The organism is Streptomyces mesophilus (genome assembly GCF_011044995.1).
Taxonomy (GTDB): domain Bacteria; phylum Actinomycetota; class Actinomycetes; order Streptomycetales; family Streptomycetaceae; genus Streptomyces; species Streptomyces mesophilus.
The window spans coordinates 1-14798 of sequence record NZ_JAAKZW010000212.1 but is presented as its reverse complement, the minus strand read 5'-3'; the positions used below and the strand labels follow the sequence as shown (position 1 = coordinate 14798).

15 protein-coding genes and 1 pseudogene are annotated in these 14798 nt (G+C 70.6%); 6 read left to right on the top strand and 10 right to left on the bottom strand.

Annotated features, from left to right (window positions below):
- From G6045_RS32725 to G6045_RS32715, 3 genes and pseudogenes are all read right to left on the bottom strand, one after another.
- Positions 1-233, bottom strand: a pseudogene (locus G6045_RS32725) (hypothetical protein); the annotation flags it as partial.
- Positions 234-246: 13 nt separating this feature from the next.
- Positions 247-1053, bottom strand: coding sequence for a hypothetical protein (locus tag G6045_RS32720; protein WP_165335802.1), 807 nt, complete (start codon positions 1051-1053; stop codon positions 247-249).
- Positions 1054-1233: 180 nt separating this feature from the next.
- Positions 1234-2901 carry a fumarate hydratase gene (locus G6045_RS32715; RefSeq protein WP_165335801.1) on the bottom strand — a complete coding sequence of 556 codons (1668 nt, stop codon included), beginning with the start codon at positions 2899-2901 and terminating at the stop codon, positions 1234-1236.
- Positions 2902-3059: 158 nt separating this feature from the next.
- On the opposite strand from G6045_RS32715, the gene G6045_RS32710 reads away from it, so the two are divergent.
- Complete coding sequence (locus G6045_RS32710; protein WP_165335800.1) at positions 3060-3773, top strand: DUF1707 SHOCT-like domain-containing protein; 714 nt, start codon at positions 3060-3062, stop codon at positions 3771-3773.
- A 116-nt stretch (positions 3774-3889) separates the two neighbouring features.
- Positions 3890-4270, top strand: coding sequence for a WhiB family transcriptional regulator (locus tag G6045_RS32705; RefSeq protein ID WP_165335799.1), 381 nt, complete (start codon positions 3890-3892; stop codon positions 4268-4270).
- A gap of 108 nt (positions 4271-4378) precedes the next feature.
- Here the strand turns inward: G6045_RS32705 and G6045_RS32700 are convergent, their stop codons facing one another.
- Together G6045_RS32700 and G6045_RS32695 are read right to left on the bottom strand one after the other, a co-directional pair.
- Positions 4379-5044: a response regulator gene (locus tag G6045_RS32700; RefSeq protein ID WP_165335798.1), complete on the bottom strand. Its 666-nt coding sequence runs from the start codon at positions 5042-5044 to the stop codon at positions 4379-4381.
- A complete protein-coding gene (locus G6045_RS32695) occupies positions 5041-6291 on the bottom strand; it encodes a sensor histidine kinase (protein ID WP_165335797.1) in 1251 nt (416 codons plus the stop codon). Before G6045_RS32695 ends, G6045_RS32700 begins: the two co-directional genes overlap by 4 nt.
- Before the next feature lie 111 nt (positions 6292-6402).
- Between G6045_RS32695 and G6045_RS32690 the strand changes: the two genes are divergently transcribed.
- Entirely contained in the window at positions 6403-7542 is a 1140-nt protein-coding gene (locus tag G6045_RS32690) for a pectin acetylesterase-family hydrolase (RefSeq protein ID WP_165335796.1), read from the top strand.
- 63 nt (positions 7543-7605) lie between these two features.
- Here G6045_RS32690 and glpX read toward each other — a convergent pair whose 3' ends face one another.
- Positions 7606-8643 (bottom strand): class II fructose-bisphosphatase, encoded by a 1038-nt coding sequence (glpX, locus tag G6045_RS32685; RefSeq protein ID WP_165335795.1) that lies wholly within the window; start codon positions 8641-8643, stop codon positions 7606-7608.
- Positions 8644-8787: 144 nt separating this feature from the next.
- Between glpX and G6045_RS32680 the strand changes: the two genes are divergently transcribed.
- Positions 8788-9345 (top strand): DUF4245 domain-containing protein, encoded by a 558-nt coding sequence (locus G6045_RS32680; RefSeq protein WP_206344494.1) that lies wholly within the window; start codon positions 8788-8790, stop codon positions 9343-9345.
- A gap of 152 nt (positions 9346-9497) precedes the next feature.
- A complete protein-coding gene (locus G6045_RS32675) occupies positions 9498-10088 on the top strand; it encodes a malonic semialdehyde reductase (protein ID WP_165335793.1) in 591 nt (196 codons plus the stop codon).
- 108 nt (positions 10089-10196) lie between these two features.
- On the opposite strand, the gene G6045_RS32670 is transcribed toward G6045_RS32675, so the two are convergent.
- Genes G6045_RS32670 through G6045_RS32660 form a run of 3 tightly spaced genes read right to left on the bottom strand, consistent with a single transcriptional unit; the run spans position 10197 to position 13105 of the window.
- On the bottom strand, positions 10197-10424 hold the full coding sequence (locus G6045_RS32670; RefSeq protein WP_165335792.1) for an exodeoxyribonuclease VII small subunit: 228 nt from the start codon (positions 10422-10424) through the stop codon (positions 10197-10199).
- Positions 10421-11677, bottom strand: a complete 1257-nt coding sequence (xseA, locus tag G6045_RS32665; RefSeq protein WP_165335791.1) for an exodeoxyribonuclease VII large subunit — start codon at positions 11675-11677, stop codon at positions 10421-10423. The genes G6045_RS32670 and xseA overlap by 4 nt, the downstream gene beginning before the upstream one ends.
- A 51-nt stretch (positions 11678-11728) precedes the next feature.
- On the bottom strand, positions 11729-13105 hold the full coding sequence (locus G6045_RS32660) for an APC family permease (RefSeq protein WP_206344493.1): 1377 nt from the start codon (positions 13103-13105) through the stop codon (positions 11729-11731).
- Positions 13106-13180: 75 nt separating this feature from the next.
- Here G6045_RS32660 and G6045_RS32655 point away from each other — a divergent pair, with 75 nt between their 5' ends.
- Positions 13181-14164 carry a 4-hydroxy-3-methylbut-2-enyl diphosphate reductase gene (locus G6045_RS32655; protein ID WP_206344492.1) on the top strand — a complete coding sequence of 328 codons (984 nt, stop codon included), beginning with the start codon at positions 13181-13183 and terminating at the stop codon, positions 14162-14164.
- A 52-nt stretch (positions 14165-14216) separates the two neighbouring features.
- On the opposite strand, the gene G6045_RS40985 is transcribed toward G6045_RS32655, so the two are convergent.
- Positions 14217-14798, bottom strand: a complete 582-nt coding sequence (locus tag G6045_RS40985) for a DUF6542 domain-containing protein (RefSeq protein ID WP_408056388.1) — start codon at positions 14796-14798, stop codon at positions 14217-14219.

Here is a 14798-nt window from a genome sequence, read left to right as displayed (position 1 = left end):
CCGTCGTCCCCACCGCCCCCGCCGTCCTTGCCGAGGTCCGGGCCGTCGGCGCGCCGCCGCGCCTCCTCCGCCATGCCCGCCGTCGCCTGGGCCGTGGCCGCCGCGGCCGCGGCAGCCGTGGCGGCGGACGGTGTCGGCTCCGTACCGGGCGTCATTGATTCCGCCCCCGGCGCCGGGGGCTCGATGCCCGGGTCCGGACCGCCGGGCGAGGGGGTGGGGTCCTCGATGCTCATCCCAGACCGCCGGTCATCGGCCGCTGCCGGGACCCGGAGCAGGCGTCGTCGTCGGGGTCGGCACCGCCGGCGGCGTGAACTTGAACTCGGGGATGTCGAACGGCAGCACCTGGCCGACCACACTCAGGGCGATGTTGACGAAGACATCGGCGGCGAGGAAGGACATGTGCATCATCGAGAAGCCGGCGTGGATCGCGAGCCCCGCGAGGTCGCCGCGCTGACCGGCCTCCCTGATGGCCTTGTTCTCCGCCTTGAGCGCCTGGATCGTCCCTTCGAGGACGCGGTACGCCTTGGCCCGGTCGGTGCCGGGCGGCCCGCCCGCGAAGCCGCCGAGCAGATTGTCCAGGCTGGCGTTGGCCTTGATCTCGGCCGCGGCCAGGATCTTCGGGTCCTTCTCGCCGCCGAGCACCGTACCGGCGAAGTCCGCGACATCGCCGGCGCCGTTGCCGAACTTGCCGATGGTCTTCCAGGTGCCGGCCAGCTTCTTGCGCTTGCCGACCATGTCGTACGCCGGATCGAACTCGGGCCCGGTGGGCTTGGGCGTCGGATCCCCGCTGGCCGAGGGGTTCGGCGCCGGGGGCCAGGAGAACGTCGGGAAGGTGAACCACGGGGTGGGGCTCGGCGTCGGTTTCGCGGCGTCGGGCTGGGCCGGCGGGGGAGTGGTGAGCGACGGGAGCGGCGGGAGCGTGGGCGGCTCCTGGCCCGACCCCGTGGCGGCCGGGGTCGGATCCTTGGGCGCGGCGGACACGGCCGAGCCGAGCGCGAGCGTTCCGCACAGGGCGGCGGACAGTGCGACGGTCAGGAACTGCTTCCGGTGCATGGGGGCGGGATCCTTCCGTACGCCAGGGGCGACGAATAGGAGCCCCTGGAACCCCGGGATACTTCACCCCGAGGCGTGTAATGCCCCGATGGGCACGGTGATCTCCACCCTCGAATATGCGATCACCCTCCGCAATCGGAAGACTGCGGAGGGTGATCCATTGGTGTGTCTGCGGGGCGTTTACGCCTGAGCGGCCGCCCGCACCGGAATGTTCAGGATCGTCGGCGGTCCGGCCGGCTCCTGGAAGAAGTCATGCCCCTTGTCGTCCACCACGATGAACGCGGGGAAGTCCTCGACCTCGATCTTCCATACGGCTTCCATGCCGAGCTCCTCGTACTCGACGACCTCGACCTTCTTGATGCAGTCCTGCGCCAGACGCGCGGCCGGACCGCCGATCGAGCCGAGGTAGAAACCGCCGTGCGCGTCGCACGCGTCGGTGACCTGCTTGGACCGGTTGCCCTTGGCGAGCATCACCTTGGAGCCGCCCGCGGCCTGGAACTGCTCCACATACGAGTCCATACGCCCGGCCGTGGTCGGCCCGAACGAACCGGACGCGTAGCCCTCGGGCGTCTTGGCCGGACCGGCGTAGTACACCGGGTGGTCCTTGAGGTACTGCGGCATCTCCTCGCCCGCGTCGAGCCGCTCCTTGATCTTGGCGTGCGCGATGTCGCGCGCCACGACCAGCGGGCCGGTCAGCGAGAGCCGGGTCTTGACCGGGTACTTGGTGAGCTCGGCGAGGATGTCGTCCATCGGCTGGTTGAGGTCGATCTTCACGACGTCGCCCTCTTCGAGATGCTCATCCGTGGTGTCCGGCAGGAAGCGCGCCGGGTCCTTCTCCAGCTCCTCCAGGAACACGCCCTCGGCCGTGATCTTCGCCTGCGCCTGGCGGTCCGCCGAGCAGGACACCGCGATCGCGACCGGGCAGGACGCGCCGTGCCGCGGGAGGCGCACCACGCGTACGTCGTGGCAGAAGTACTTGCCGCCGAACTGGGCGCCGATCCCGAGCTTCTGCGTCAGCTCGAAGACCTTCTCCTCCAGGTCCTTGTCGCGGAAGCCGTGGCCGAGCTCCGAGCCTTCGGAAGGCAGCTCGTCGAGGTAGTGCGCGGAGGCGTACTTGGCGGTCTTCAGGGCGTGCTCGGCGCTCGTGCCGCCGACGACGATCGCCAGGTGGTACGGCGGGCAGGCGGCCGTGCCGAGCGAACGGATCTTCTCCTCCAGGAACTTCATCATGGAGGACTCGTTCAGGACGGCCTTCGTCTCCTGGTAGAGGAAGGACTTGTTGGCCGAGCCGCCGCCCTTGGCCATGAAGAGGAACTTGTACGCGCCGCCGTCGGTCGCATAGAGCTCGATCTGCGCCGGGAGGTTGGAGCCGGTGTTCTTCTCCTCCCACATGGTGACCGGGGCCATCTGCGAGTAGCGCAGGTTCAGGTTCTGGTACGCGTCGTAGATGCCGCGCGACAGCGCCGCCTCGTCGCCGCCCTCGGTCAGCACGTTCTGGCCGCGCTTGCCCATGACGATCGCCGTACCGGTGTCCTGGCACATGGGCAGCACGCCGGCCGCCGCGATGTTGGCGTTCTTGAGCAGGTCGAGCGCGACGAACTTGTCGTTGCCGCTCGCCTCCGGGTCGTCGATGATCCGCCGCAGCTGGGCGAGGTGCGCCGGGCGCAGGTAGTGCTGGATGTCGTGGATCGCCTCTTCGGCGAGCTTGCGCAGCGCCTCGGGCTCCACCTTGAGGAACGTCCGGCCGTCCGGCCCTTCGACGGTCGAGACACCCTCCGAGGTCACCAGGCGGTACGGGGTGGTGTCCTCACCGGTGGGCAGCAGATCGGTGTACGCGAACTCCGGCATTCTCGGCCATTCCTCTACATCGGCAGACGGCGCTTGACGTCCTGTTGGCAAGCACCCTTAAGGGTAGGACCCGGGAACGTCCCTGAACTTGTGAGGTAAGGCTCAGTTGGCGGGTTCGCAGGGTAGTCGCGATCTATCGCGTTTCGTATGCTGAAGGGGTGGACCTCGAAAAGCAGCCTCAGCCGAAGCCGGACCTCACCAAGCCGGTAGCCGACGCCCCGCCGGCGCCCGTGGGCCTGCGCGCCTCGGACGCGGACCGCGACCGTACCGCCGAGATCCTCGCGGCCGCGCTCGCCGAGGGCCGGCTCACCGCGGACGAGCACTCCGAGCGGATCGACGGGGTGTATGAGGCCAAGACCGTGGCCGAGCTCGAGCCGTACGTCGCGGACCTGCCCGGCGCGCACCAGGCGCGCCCCGCTGCCCCCGTCGGCGACCAGCCGACCCCGGGCGCCGTGCCCACCACCGCCGACGAGAACCTCGTCGCCGTCTTCAGCTCCACCACCCGCAAGGGCCGCTGGCGCGTGGGCCGCAGGACCCATGCGTACGCGGTCTTCGGCAATGTCGAGATCGACTTGACGGAGGCGATCTTCGAGTACCAGCAGGTGGTCATCAAGGCCGTCTCCGTCTTCGGCAACGTCGAGGTCCGCGTCCCGGAGAACGTCTCGCTGCGCGGCAGCGGCAGCGGCGTCTTCGGCAACTTCGAGGTCGAGGCCCTGGACGCCGGCGACTCCGACGCCCCCGTCGTCTTCGTCGACGGCTATGCGGTGCTCGGCAACATCGAGGCCAGGCCCAAGCGCGGCAAGTTCATCGAGGACCTGCACAAGTACGTGGGGCGCTCGGTGGCCAGGCATATGCGCAAGCACCTGAACTGACCAGGTAGGGACGCCTGCTGACCGGATGGCATGGGAACTCAGTGCATAGGCCCGCGCACAGCGGGTAGGGCTGCTGCATCGTCACTCGCTTGCGAATCCGTCGTCAGGAGTAGACCGTGCTGCACCCTCCGCATCAGTCCCTTCCGGTCACCGCGATCCCTGCGATCCCGACTCAGAGGGTGCCGACGCGAGATTCGGAAGTCCCCTGGCACACCGAGGCGGTGTGCAGGCGTGACGAGGCAGGGCTGTTCTTCGCCCCGTCCAAGGAGCCCACAGCCGCGCGCCTTTCGCGCGAACAGGCGGCGAAACGGGTGTGCGCCCGCTGCCCCGTGATGGTCCAGTGCCGCGAGCACGCCCTGCTCCAGCCCGAGCCGTACGGGGTGTGGGGCGGCCTCACCGCCGCCGAACGCCGCGTGGTCCTGGCCCGCCGCCGGCGCCGCGACGTGGAACTCCAGAAGTCGGTCCACTCGGTCAACCGGATAGCTGCGGCCGGGTAGTTCACGCGCTTACGGGACCGGGTGGTTCACGCGCCTTCGGGAAGGGCGCCTCTTGTGGCGAGGGTGCCCTTTCCGTATGCCCCCAGGGTCCGTCTTGTGGATCAGGTCCTAGGTCAGGCCGGGGCGGACGAGCCCGCACTCGTAGGCGAGGACGACGGCCTGCACCCGGTCGCGCAGACCGAGTTTGGCGAGGATCCGGCTCATATGCCCCTTCACCGTGCCCTCGGTGAGGAACAGGCGCCGGGCGATCTCCGTATTGGACAGGCCGCGGGCGACGAGGACGAGGACCTCGCGTTCCCGCCCGGTCAGACCGTCGAGTTCGGTGTCCGCGCGGGGCAGCGGATCGCCGTCGGCGCCGATGTGGCGTTCTATCAGCCGCCGTGTCACCGCGGGCGCCACCATGGCGTCGCCCCGGGCCACCGCCCGGATCGCGGACAGCAGGTCGGGCGCGAGCGTGTCCTTGAGGATGAAGCCGCAGGCCCCCGCGCGCAGCGCCGCGTAGACGTACTCGTCCAGGTCGAACGTGGTGAGTACGAGCACCTTCGGTCCGTCCGGCGCCGCCTCCCTGATCAGTCGCGTCGCCTCCACGCCGTCCACGTCGGGCATCCGGATGTCCATCAGGACGACGTCGGGCGCGAGCGCGACCGCCATGGCCGCGGCCTGCGCGCCGTCGCCGGCCTCGCCGACGACCTCCATGCCGTCGGCGTTCTCCAGGATCATCCGTACGCCTTCGCGCAGCAGCACCTGGTCGTCGGCGAGCAGCACCCGGATCACCCGACACCCCCCTGAGTGAGGGGCAGGCGGACCCGTACGGCGAATCCGCCGCCGGGTGCGGGTGCTGCGGACATCTCGCCGCCGAGGAGCGCCACTCGGTCCCGCATGCCGCGCAGACCGCTGCCGGCGTTGTCGTCGGCCGATCCGGCGCCCGTGTCGCCGTCGTCGGTCACCTCTATGGCCAGCTCGTCCCCGGTGCGTCGCACCGTCACCTCGGCGTGGGCCGTCGGGCCGGCGTGCTTCATGACGTTGGTCAGCGCCTCCTGGACGATCCGGTACGCCGACAGGTCGACGACGGCCGGGAGCGCACCGGGCGGGCCCTCGTTGTGCAGTGCGACCTGCAGGCCCGACTCCCTTACGCGGTCGACGAGTTGAGGCAGCCGGTCGAGCCCGGGCGCCGGGTGCCGGGGCGTCCGGTCCGGGTCGTCCGAGGCCAGCACCCGGCGCATGTCCGCCAGCGACGCCCGGCCGGTGTCCACGATGGTCGCAAGGGCGGCGCGGGCGTCCGCGGGCCGCTTGTCGAACGCGGCGCCGGCCCCCTGCGCCTGCATGACGATCACCGAGAGGCCGTGCGCCACCACGTCGTGCAACTCGCGGGTCAGCCGGTCGCGTTCGGCCGCGGCGGCCAGCGCGGCGCGCTGGTCCCGTTCGCGCTCGAGGTCGCGGGCCCTGGTGGCGAGAGCGTCGAGATACGCGCGGCGGCTGCGGGCGCTCGCCCCGACCGCCCAGCCCGCGATCAGCGCGCCGAACAGCGGGAGCGTCCCCCAGTCCGTCGGCCCGGGGCCCGAGTCGCCACCGTCCTCGGGCTCCCCGAGGACGTGGCCGCCCACGCCCGGGACCTGCTCCAGCGCCCACCCGTCGACCCTCCCGTCGAGGGCCACGTACAGCGACCAGCCGCCGGCAAGCAGCAAGGTGAGCCCGAGCGCGGTCAGCGAGGCGGTCCGGCCGTACCGGCTCGCGAGGGACGCGAGCACGATCGGGGCCGCCAGATCGGCGAGGGTCGGCCCGGTGACGATCGCCATGTGCGCCAGGGTGCCGGCCGTCGCGGCGACGAGCGCCGCCACCGGCCACCGGCGACGGGCCAGGACGGCGAGCAGACACACCGCGGACACCGCCCACCCCGGGGTCGGTTCGACGGGTGCGCCCCGCCAGGCCACGGTCCCGGTCAGGAGCAGCGCCACGAGGCCGGCGTCCTGGACCGCCGGCCTGCCCGTCCATGCCGAAACCCCAACTCCCCACCCGCTCATCCCGGTTGAGAGTAGGGCAGACCCGGCTCCTTCGGATGTGCCTGAGGTCATGCTCGCGGCCATGACCTCAGGCAGACGACAGCGGCGCGGGGGCCCGGCCACCATGCCGGCATGAGGTTACGAAGCAGAACGACCGGCTCGCTCACCGGCGGCCGGCTGCTCACCGTCGTGCTCGTCGCGGTGGCGTTGCTCGGCGCGGCACTCGTGTACGTCCTCGGCGACCGCGACACCGAGTGGGCCGCCGCCGAGTGGCAGCGGGTCGAGCCGGGAGGCGACTGCCGGTGCGCGGACGGCAGCGAGTTCGCCTTCTGGGACCGGCGGGCCGACCCGAAGAAGGTGGTGCTCTACCTGAACGGCGGCGGCGTCTGCTGGTCCGCGACGACCTGCGCCTTCGCGGCCATGGAGGACGAGGAGTACGACTGGAACCTCGACAACGAGGGCCCGGACAACGGCAGCCAGGGCGGAATCTTCGACTTCACCGCGCCGGGGAACCCGTTCACCGGGTACTCGTACCTGTTCCTGACGTCCTGCACGGGCGACGCACACCTGGGCGACGCCGCGCACGAGTACGGGCCGGACCTGACCGTCCAGCACCGTGGATACGTCAACGGCACCGCGGCCCTGGACCACTTGGCCGAGGAGTACCCCGACGCCGCCGAGGTCGTGGTCGTCGGCAAGACCGCGGGCTCGGTCGCGGCTCCGCTGTACGGCGGGCTCGTCGCCGACCGTCTCCCGGACGCGAAGGTCACCGTCCTCGGCGGCCAGTCGGGCGCCTGGCCGGATCACCCCGACTTCAACACCCGTGTCCTCGACGCGACATGGGGCGCGTACGACGCGATGCCGAAGTGGGCGGTCAAGGGGGCCGAACCGGCTCAGTGGGGCCCGCCCGGCTTCTGGGTCAAGGCCGGTCTGCACGACCCCGAACTGGTCCTGTCCCGCTTCGACTTCGCCCACGACCCGAGCGCGGCGGTGGAGGTGACGGGGTGGATGGGGTGTCACGGGGTTTCCGGGGACTCCTGTTCGTCGCCCCCGGCACCGGACACCCTCAACGAGATCGACGCCAACGAGGCGGCGATCGAAAAGGCCGGAGTGACCGTCCACAGCTACACGGCACCCACCGACGACCACGGAATCTTCGAGTGGGACAAGTTCTACGAGATCGAGGTGGAAGGCGTCCGCTTCGCCGACTGGGTCAGGGACCTGGCCACCGGCGACCCACCCGCGGACGTCCACTGCAAGAACTGCGACTGACCCTCCGATACGCGGACGGGGCGCCCCTTCGCACAAGGGGCGCCCCGTTCCGTATGGACGTACTTACCGCGCGCGGTCGAAGTCCACGGCGCTGTAGGCGCGCAGCTTCGACAGGCGGTGCTCCGAGTCGATCTGGCGGATCGTGCCGGACTTCGAGCGCATGACGAGCGACGAGGTCGTCGCCGTCTCGGAGCGGTAGCGCACTCCGCGGAGCAGCTCGCCGTCGGTGATGCCGGTCGCGACGAAGAAGACGTTCTCACCCGAGACCAGGTCGTTGGTGGACAGGACCCGGTCCAGGTCGTGCCCGGCGTCGAGCGCCCGCTGGCGCTCCGCGTCGTCCTTCGGCCAGAGCTTGCCCTGGATCACACCGCCGAGGCACTTGATGGCGCAGGCCGAGATGATGCCCTCCGGCGTACCGCCGATGCCGAGCAGGAGATCGACGCCCGTACCCTCGCGCACCGCGAGGATCGAGCCGGCCACGTCGCCGTCCGAGATCAGCTTGATCCGAGCGCCGGTCTCGCGGATCTCCTTGATGATCCCCTCGTGCCGGGGGCGGTCGAGGATGACCACGGTGACGTCCTCGGGCGAGGCCTTCTTGGCCTTCGCGACACGGCGGATGTTCACCGACACGGGAGCGTCGATGTCGACGTAGTCGGCGGCTTCGGGGCCCGTGACCAGCTTGTCCATGTAGAACACGGCCGACGGGTCGAACATCGTGCCCCGGTCCGCGGCGGCGAGGACGGCCACGGCGTTCGGCATGCCCTTGGCGGTCAGCGTGGTGCCGTCGATCGGGTCCACGGCGATATCGACCTCGGCGCCGGTGCCGTCACCGACCCGCTCGCCGTTGTAGAGCATCGGCGCTTCGTCCTTCTCGCCCTCGCCGATGACGACGACGCCGTTCATCGAGACGGTCGAGACCAGGGTCCGCATGGCGCGCACGGCCGCACCGTCCGCGCCGTTCTTGTCGCCGCGTCCGACCCAGCGGCCGGCGGCCATGGCCGCGGCTTCGGTGACCCGGACGAGCTCCAGGGCGAGGTTGCGATCGGGAGCTTCGGAGGGAACCACGAGCTCGGAAGGAAAGTGGTGTTGCTGCTCGGTCATCGGAGCGAACCTCTCTTGGGAACGGCGACGGCCGGATGAGGGTGTACCTCAGGACTGTATCGCCAGGTCGACAAAATGAGCAGAGGGGGTCACGTCTGAGCGGACCCCGGGGCCCTGTCGGGGCGTACCGCCGCACCTGCGAACATGGGGGACGTGGCAGGCAGCAGCGCAGGCAAGACGAAAACGGTCCGGGACATGGTCCTGTCGATGGCGGTCATCGGAGCCGTCGTCGCGGTGATCTACATCTTCATCCCGCACGACGAATCGGCGACTCCGGTCAAGCCGGTGAACTCGGCGGAGCTGAAGGCCGCTCTCTCCACGGCGTCCCGCGCGGCGTCGTACCCGGTCCTCGCCCCCAAGGGCCTGGACAAGGACTGGAAGGCGACCTCGGTGCGCTACCGCGGCGCCGACGACGAGCACTGGCACCTGGGCTTCCACGGCCCTGACGGCAAGTACGTCGCGGTCGAGCAGACCACGGGCAAGCCGGGTCCGTTCATCGCGGACCAGAGCCAGGACGCCAAGGACACCGGGAAGACCGAGCGCATCGGCGGCAAGGACTGGAAGCGGTACGAGGGTGACGAGTACGACGCCCTCGTGCTCCAGGAGGACGGGGCGACCACGGTCGTCACCGGCAGCGGGTCCATGGCGCGGCTGACGGAGGTGGCGGGCTCCCTGCGGCCCGCGCCCGCGGACAAGGTCTGAGTTCTCGCGCTCGCGCCTGTGAAGCGGATCACTCCGTTCCAGTCTTGGTTGAAAGTTAAACGTCATGGGCTTATGGTCGTAGACGTCGGCCCGATCGATGATCGATCAAACCGGCGCCCCCACCCCCGTACCGCCCGAAAAGGTTGCCTCGCATGACCCTCGCACTCGACGCCGCCGCTCAGGACCTCCTCTTCCGCGAGGCCCGCACCGCCAACACGTTCACCGACGAGCCGGTGACCGAGGAGCAGGTCCAGGCGATCTACGACCTGGTGAAGTACGGCCCGACCGCCTTCAACCAGTCGCCGCTGCGCATCATCCTGGTCCGCTCCGCCGAGGCCCGTGAGCGCCTGGTCGGGCACATGGCCGAGGGCAACCAGCCGAAGACCGCCGCCGCCCCGCTGGTCGCGATCCTGGCCGCGGACAACGAGTTCCACCAGGAGCTCCCGGCGCTGCTTCCGCACTTCCCGCAGGCCGCGGACCTGTTCTTCACCGAGCGCCCGGTCCGTGAGGGCTCCGCGCAGCTGAACGCCGCGCTGCAGGCCGCGTACTTCATCGTCGGCGTCCGCGCCGCGGGTCTGGCCGCAGGACCGATGACCGGGTTCGACTTCGCGGGCGTCCAGAAGGAGTTCCTGGACGACGACCACACCCCGCTGATGGTCGTCAACATCGGCAAGCCGGGCGAGGACGCGTGGTTCCCGCGCTCCCCGCGTCTGGCGTACGAGGACGTCATCACGACGGTCTGAGCCCCGCCCCACTTCCGTATACGTGAAAGCCCCCGACCTGCCGTCGGGGGCTTTCACGTGTGTTGAGGTATCCCGGGGTTTCTGAGGGCTCCTATTCGTCGCCCTCAGCTACTCGTCTTCCGATCCCTCGGCTTTCTGTTCGGAAGCCAGCGCCGCGTCCAGCCGCGCCCGCGCCCCGTCCAGCCAGCGCCGGCACACCTTCGCGAGCTCCTCGCCGCGCTCCCACAGGGCGAGCGACTCCTCGAGGGTCGTGCCGCCCGCCTCCAAGCGGCGGACCACGTCGACGAGTTCGTCGCGGGCCTGTTCGTACCCCAGGGCCTCTTCCGTCACGCTCATGCCCCGTTCTCCTCATCGTTCGTCTCGGTGTTCATGCCGGATACGTCGTCGGTCCGCGTGACCGTGAACTCCCCGTCGGCGACCCTCGCCCGCAGCGCCTCGCCCGCGCCGACCTCGCCCGCGGCCCGCACCACCGAACCGTCCCCGCGCTGCAGCACCGCGTACCCGCGCTGGAGGGTGGCCGCGGGGGAGAGGGCCACCACGCGGGCCCGGGTGTGGGTGAGCTCGGAGTCGGCGCGGTCGAGCAGATGGCCCAGGGTGCGCCGGCTGCGGTCCAGGAGCTGGCCGATCTGCTGCTCGCGCTCGTCGACCATCCGGTGCGGATGCTCCATCGAGGGCCGGGACATCGCGACGGCAAGACCGCGCTCCTCGCGGTCGAGCAGATTGTCGACCGCCCGCCACGCGCGCTCGCGCATCAGCTGCACCCGGTCGAGCTCCTCGCCGACATCGGGGACGACCTTCTTCGCCGCGTCCGTCGGGGTGGAGGCCCTGAGGTCGGCCACGAGGTCGAGCAGCGGCGAGTCCGGTTCGTGCCCGATCGCCGAGACCACCGGCGTACGGCAGGCCGAGACGGCCCGGATGAGCTGCTCGTCGGAGAACGGCAGCAGATCCTCCACGCTGCCGCCGCCGCGCGCCACGATGATCACGTCCACGGCGTCGAGCTCGTCGAGCTCCTTGACCGCCTGCACCACCTGAGGCACCGCGTGGACGCCCTGCACGGCCACGTTCCGTACCTCGAAACGGACCGCGGGCCAGCGGTGCCGCGCGTTCTCCAGGACGTCACGCTCGGCCGCCGAAGCCCGGCCCGTGACCAGGCCGATCATCTGCGGCAGGAACGGCAGCCGCCGCTTGCGCTCGGAAGCGAAGAGCCCTTCCGAGGCCAGTGCCTTCTTCAACTGCTCCAGTCTGGCGAGCAGTTCCCCCACGCCGACCGGCTTTATCTCGGTGGCCCGCAGCGAGAGCTGCCCCCTCGGCGCGTACCACTCGGGCTTCGCGAGCACCACGACCCGCGCGCCCTCGGAGACCACATCGGCCACCGCGTCGAAGACGCCGCGGAAGCAGGTGACGCTGACGGAGATGTCGTACGAGGGATCGCGCAGCGTCAGGAACACCACGCCGGCGCCGGGCCGCCGCGACAGCTGGGTGATCTGCCCCTCGACCCATACCGCGCCGAGCCGGTCGATCCACCCCCCGATGAGCCGCGAGACCTCGCCCACGGGCAGGGGCGCATCGGCGGATGTGTTGAGAGCCATGCGTAGGAGGGTAGTGGCGCGCGCCGACATCGAGGCCGGTCAACCCGTGGGTCAGGCCGCTGGCTCCTCGGTCCGCCGCCCGCGCTGCACCACAAGCACCACGAGTCCGACCGTCAGCCAGCAGGCGCCCACGATCTGCGCCGCCCGCGAGGCCTCCACGATCACGGCGATCGCGATCACCGCGCCGAGCGCCGGCACCAGCCAGTGCCGCCACCAGCTGACCTCGCCGCCCAGCTTGCGGACGCCGAACCAGGCGATCACCGAGGCGTGCAGCATCGTGAAGGCGACCAGGGCGCCGATGTCCACGACCGAGACCAGATGGTCCATCCCGTCGTCCCGTGACGCCGCCCACACCGCCGCGACCAGCGTGATCACCGCGGCGATCGACAGGGCGATCCGCGGCACGCCGGAATCCGTACGGGAGAGAAGTCTCGGCAGTCGCCGGTCGCGGCCCATCGCGAACAGCAGCCGCCCCGCCGCGGCCTGCCCGGCCAGCGCCGCGAAGGCCGCGCCGATCGCCTTGCTGACGGCCACCAGATCGTGCAGCCAGGTGCCGACCGACACGTCCACGGCGTCGTAGAAGGCGGACCCCTGTTTCTCCGGGTTCGCGGCGAGCTCCGCCGACGACATCGGCTCGAGCAGCGCGACCAGATACGTCTGCGCGATGAACAGGAAGCCCGCGAGCCCCAGACAGAAGAGCACGGCCCGCGCCACCTTCGCCGACCCGCCGGTGACCTCCTCGGCGAAGGACGCGATTGCGTCGAAGCCGAGATACGAGAGCACCGCGATCGACACGGCCCCGAGCACGGCCGAGAGCGCGAAGGTCCCGTCGCCGATGAGTGGTGACAGCCAGTCGCGCTGCGCCCCGTCCCGTACGAGCACGACGACCGCCGAGACCATGAAGACGAGCAGCACCACGATCTCCATGGTGAGCACCAGGAAGCCGACCTTCGCGGCGGTCCGTACGCCCGTCAGGTTCAGCGCCGTCGTGACCACCACGGCGAGCGCGGTCCACACCCACCGCGACACGTCCGGCACCAGCGCGTTCATCGCGATCCCGCAGAACAGATACGCCACGGCCGGGATCAGCAGATAGTCCAGCATCGCCATCCACCCGGCGATGAACCCGGGCCCGCGCCCGAGCGCCGCCCGCGCGTACGCGAACACCGAGCCCGCCTGCGGCACGACCCGCACCATCTGCGCATAGCTGTACGCGGTGAAGGCCATCGCGATCGTCGCCACGATGTAGACCAGCGCGACCGCGCCGTGCGACTTGGCGTCAAGGGCGCCGAAGACACCCACGGGGGCCATCGGGGCGATGAAGAGCAGGCCGTAGACGACCAGGTCTCTGAAGCCGAGAGTGCGGCGCAGCCCTTCGTGCTCGCCGGTGGGCATCGGGCTCGGCTTCTGACTGGGCTCTGCGGGCATCCTGGGCCTCCTGGTCAACTCAAGCCCCAGTCTCCCCAAGGTGGGGATCTTTGACCTGTTGAGCACGGCCTTACGATGGGGTACATGACTGCAACGAGCCCCGCCCGACGTGTCCTGCTCGCCGCTCCCCGTGGCTATTGCGCGGGCGTGGACCGCGCCGTGATCGCCGTCGAGAAGGCCCTGGAGCAGTACGGGGCGCCGGTCTACGTACGCCACGAGATCGTGCACAACAAGTACGTGGTGCAGACCCTGGAGCGGAAGGGCGCCATCTTCGTCGAGCGGACGGAGGAGGTGCCGCCGGGCAACATCGTGATGTTCTCCGCGCACGGCGTCGCCCCGACCGTCCACGAGGAGGCCAAGACCGGCCGCCTCGCCACGATCGACGCGACCTGCCCGCTGGTCACCAAGGTCCACAAGGAAGCCATCCGGTTCGCCGACGAGGACTACGACATCCTCCTGATCGGCCACGAGGGCCACGAAGAGGTCATCGGCACCTCCGGCGAGGCCCCGGACCACATCCAGCTGGTCGACGGCCCGAAGGACGTCGAGAAGGTCGAGGTCCGCGACCCGTCCAAGGTCGTCTGGCTCTCCCAGACCACGCTCTCCGTCGACGAGACGATGGAGACGGTCGACGCCCTGAAGACCAAGTTCCCCGGTCTGATCTCGCCCCCCTCGGACGACATCTGCTACGCGACGCAGAACCGTCAGCTCGCGGTCAAGCAGATGGGCGCCGAAGCGGACCTCGTGATCGTGGTCGGCTCGCGCAACTCGTCCAACTCCAAGCGCCTGGTCGAGGTCGCCCTGCAGGCCGGCTCCAAGGCCTCGTACCTGGTCGACTTCGCGAGCGAGATCGAGGAGGCCTGGCTGGAGGGCGTCTCCACGGTCGGCGTCACCTCGGGCGCCTCGGTCCCCGAGGTCCTGGTCGACGAGGTCCTGGAGTGGCTGGCCCAGCGCGGCTACGAGGACGTGGAGACGGTCAAGGCGGCCGAGGAGTCCATCGTCTTCTCGCTGCCCAAGGAGCTGCGGCGCGATCTGCGGGCGGAGGCCGGCGAGCTGTAGGGAGTGCGGGTGGAGGCCGGCGAGCTGTAGGGCCTGATCCAGAAGACAGGCCCTAGGCGCGGTCTGCTTCGCGTGCCGGCCTTCTGTGCGGCGGGCGGTGCGCGGCAGCGCGCAGGGCCCGCCGCCGGTTCATGTCCCGGATCTTGCGGACCGTCGAGATCAGGCCGGCGACGAGCGTGCCGCCGTAGAGCCAGCCCGCGTTGAGCGCGAGCGCCGTGATCAGCCCCATCAGCTGACCGCCGAAACCCCCGTTGCCGCCCGCGATGGGCAGCAGCCCCAGGGCGAAGGCGATCGGTACGGCGACGGGCGCGGTCACCAGGTCCGCCGGCCGCACCCAGCATGCGGCCAGCGCGCTGACCAGCAGGAAGACGCAGCCGTACAGCGCGACCGACCCGTCGAAGAGCAGCCGGTCCACACAGGCGACGAAGAGCAGCACCACCGTGGCGCCGAGCCCGGCCCCGAGCCCGGTCAGGCGCGGGTTCGGCATGGTGCGTACGGCGAGATAGCCCCGGCGCACCGCCTGGACTCCGCCGCGCACCGCACGGGCGGCGGGCGGTCCTGCCGGCACCGGCCGCGAAGCGCTGCCGCGCCGCGGTCCTGGCATGGCCTCGGGGGCCTGTGCCTGGGGCGGCAG

What these genes read in the sequence shown, in the direction of transcription:
- G6045_RS32720 (WP_165335802.1), bottom strand. Translation starts at nt 1,053, where the DNA reads ATGCACCGGAAGCAGTTCCTGACCGTCGCACTGTCCGCCGCCCTGTGC.
- G6045_RS32715 (WP_165335801.1), bottom strand. Translation starts at nt 2,901, where the DNA reads ATGCCGGAGTTCGCGTACACCGATCTGCTGCCCACCGGTGAGGACACC.
- G6045_RS32695 (WP_165335797.1), bottom strand. Translation starts at nt 6,291, where the DNA reads ATGAGCGGGTGGGGAGTTGGGGTTTCGGCATGGACGGGCAGGCCGGCG.
- G6045_RS32690 (WP_165335796.1), top strand. Translation starts at nt 6,403, where the DNA reads ATGAGGTTACGAAGCAGAACGACCGGCTCGCTCACCGGCGGCCGGCTG.
- glpX (WP_165335795.1), bottom strand. Translation starts at nt 8,643, where the DNA reads ATGACCGAGCAGCAACACCACTTTCCTTCCGAGCTCGTGGTTCCCTCC.
- G6045_RS32680 (WP_206344494.1), top strand. Translation starts at nt 8,788, where the DNA reads ATGGGGGACGTGGCAGGCAGCAGCGCAGGCAAGACGAAAACGGTCCGG.
- G6045_RS32675 (WP_165335793.1), top strand. Translation starts at nt 9,498, where the DNA reads ATGACCCTCGCACTCGACGCCGCCGCTCAGGACCTCCTCTTCCGCGAG.
- G6045_RS32670 (WP_165335792.1), bottom strand. Translation starts at nt 10,424, where the DNA reads ATGAGCGTGACGGAAGAGGCCCTGGGGTACGAACAGGCCCGCGACGAA.
- xseA (WP_165335791.1), bottom strand. Translation starts at nt 11,677, where the DNA reads ATGGCTCTCAACACATCCGCCGATGCGCCCCTGCCCGTGGGCGAGGTC.
- G6045_RS32660 (WP_206344493.1), bottom strand. Translation starts at nt 13,105, where the DNA reads ATGCCCGCAGAGCCCAGTCAGAAGCCGAGCCCGATGCCCACCGGCGAG.
- G6045_RS32655 (WP_206344492.1), top strand. Translation starts at nt 13,181, where the DNA reads ATGGGGTACATGACTGCAACGAGCCCCGCCCGACGTGTCCTGCTCGCC.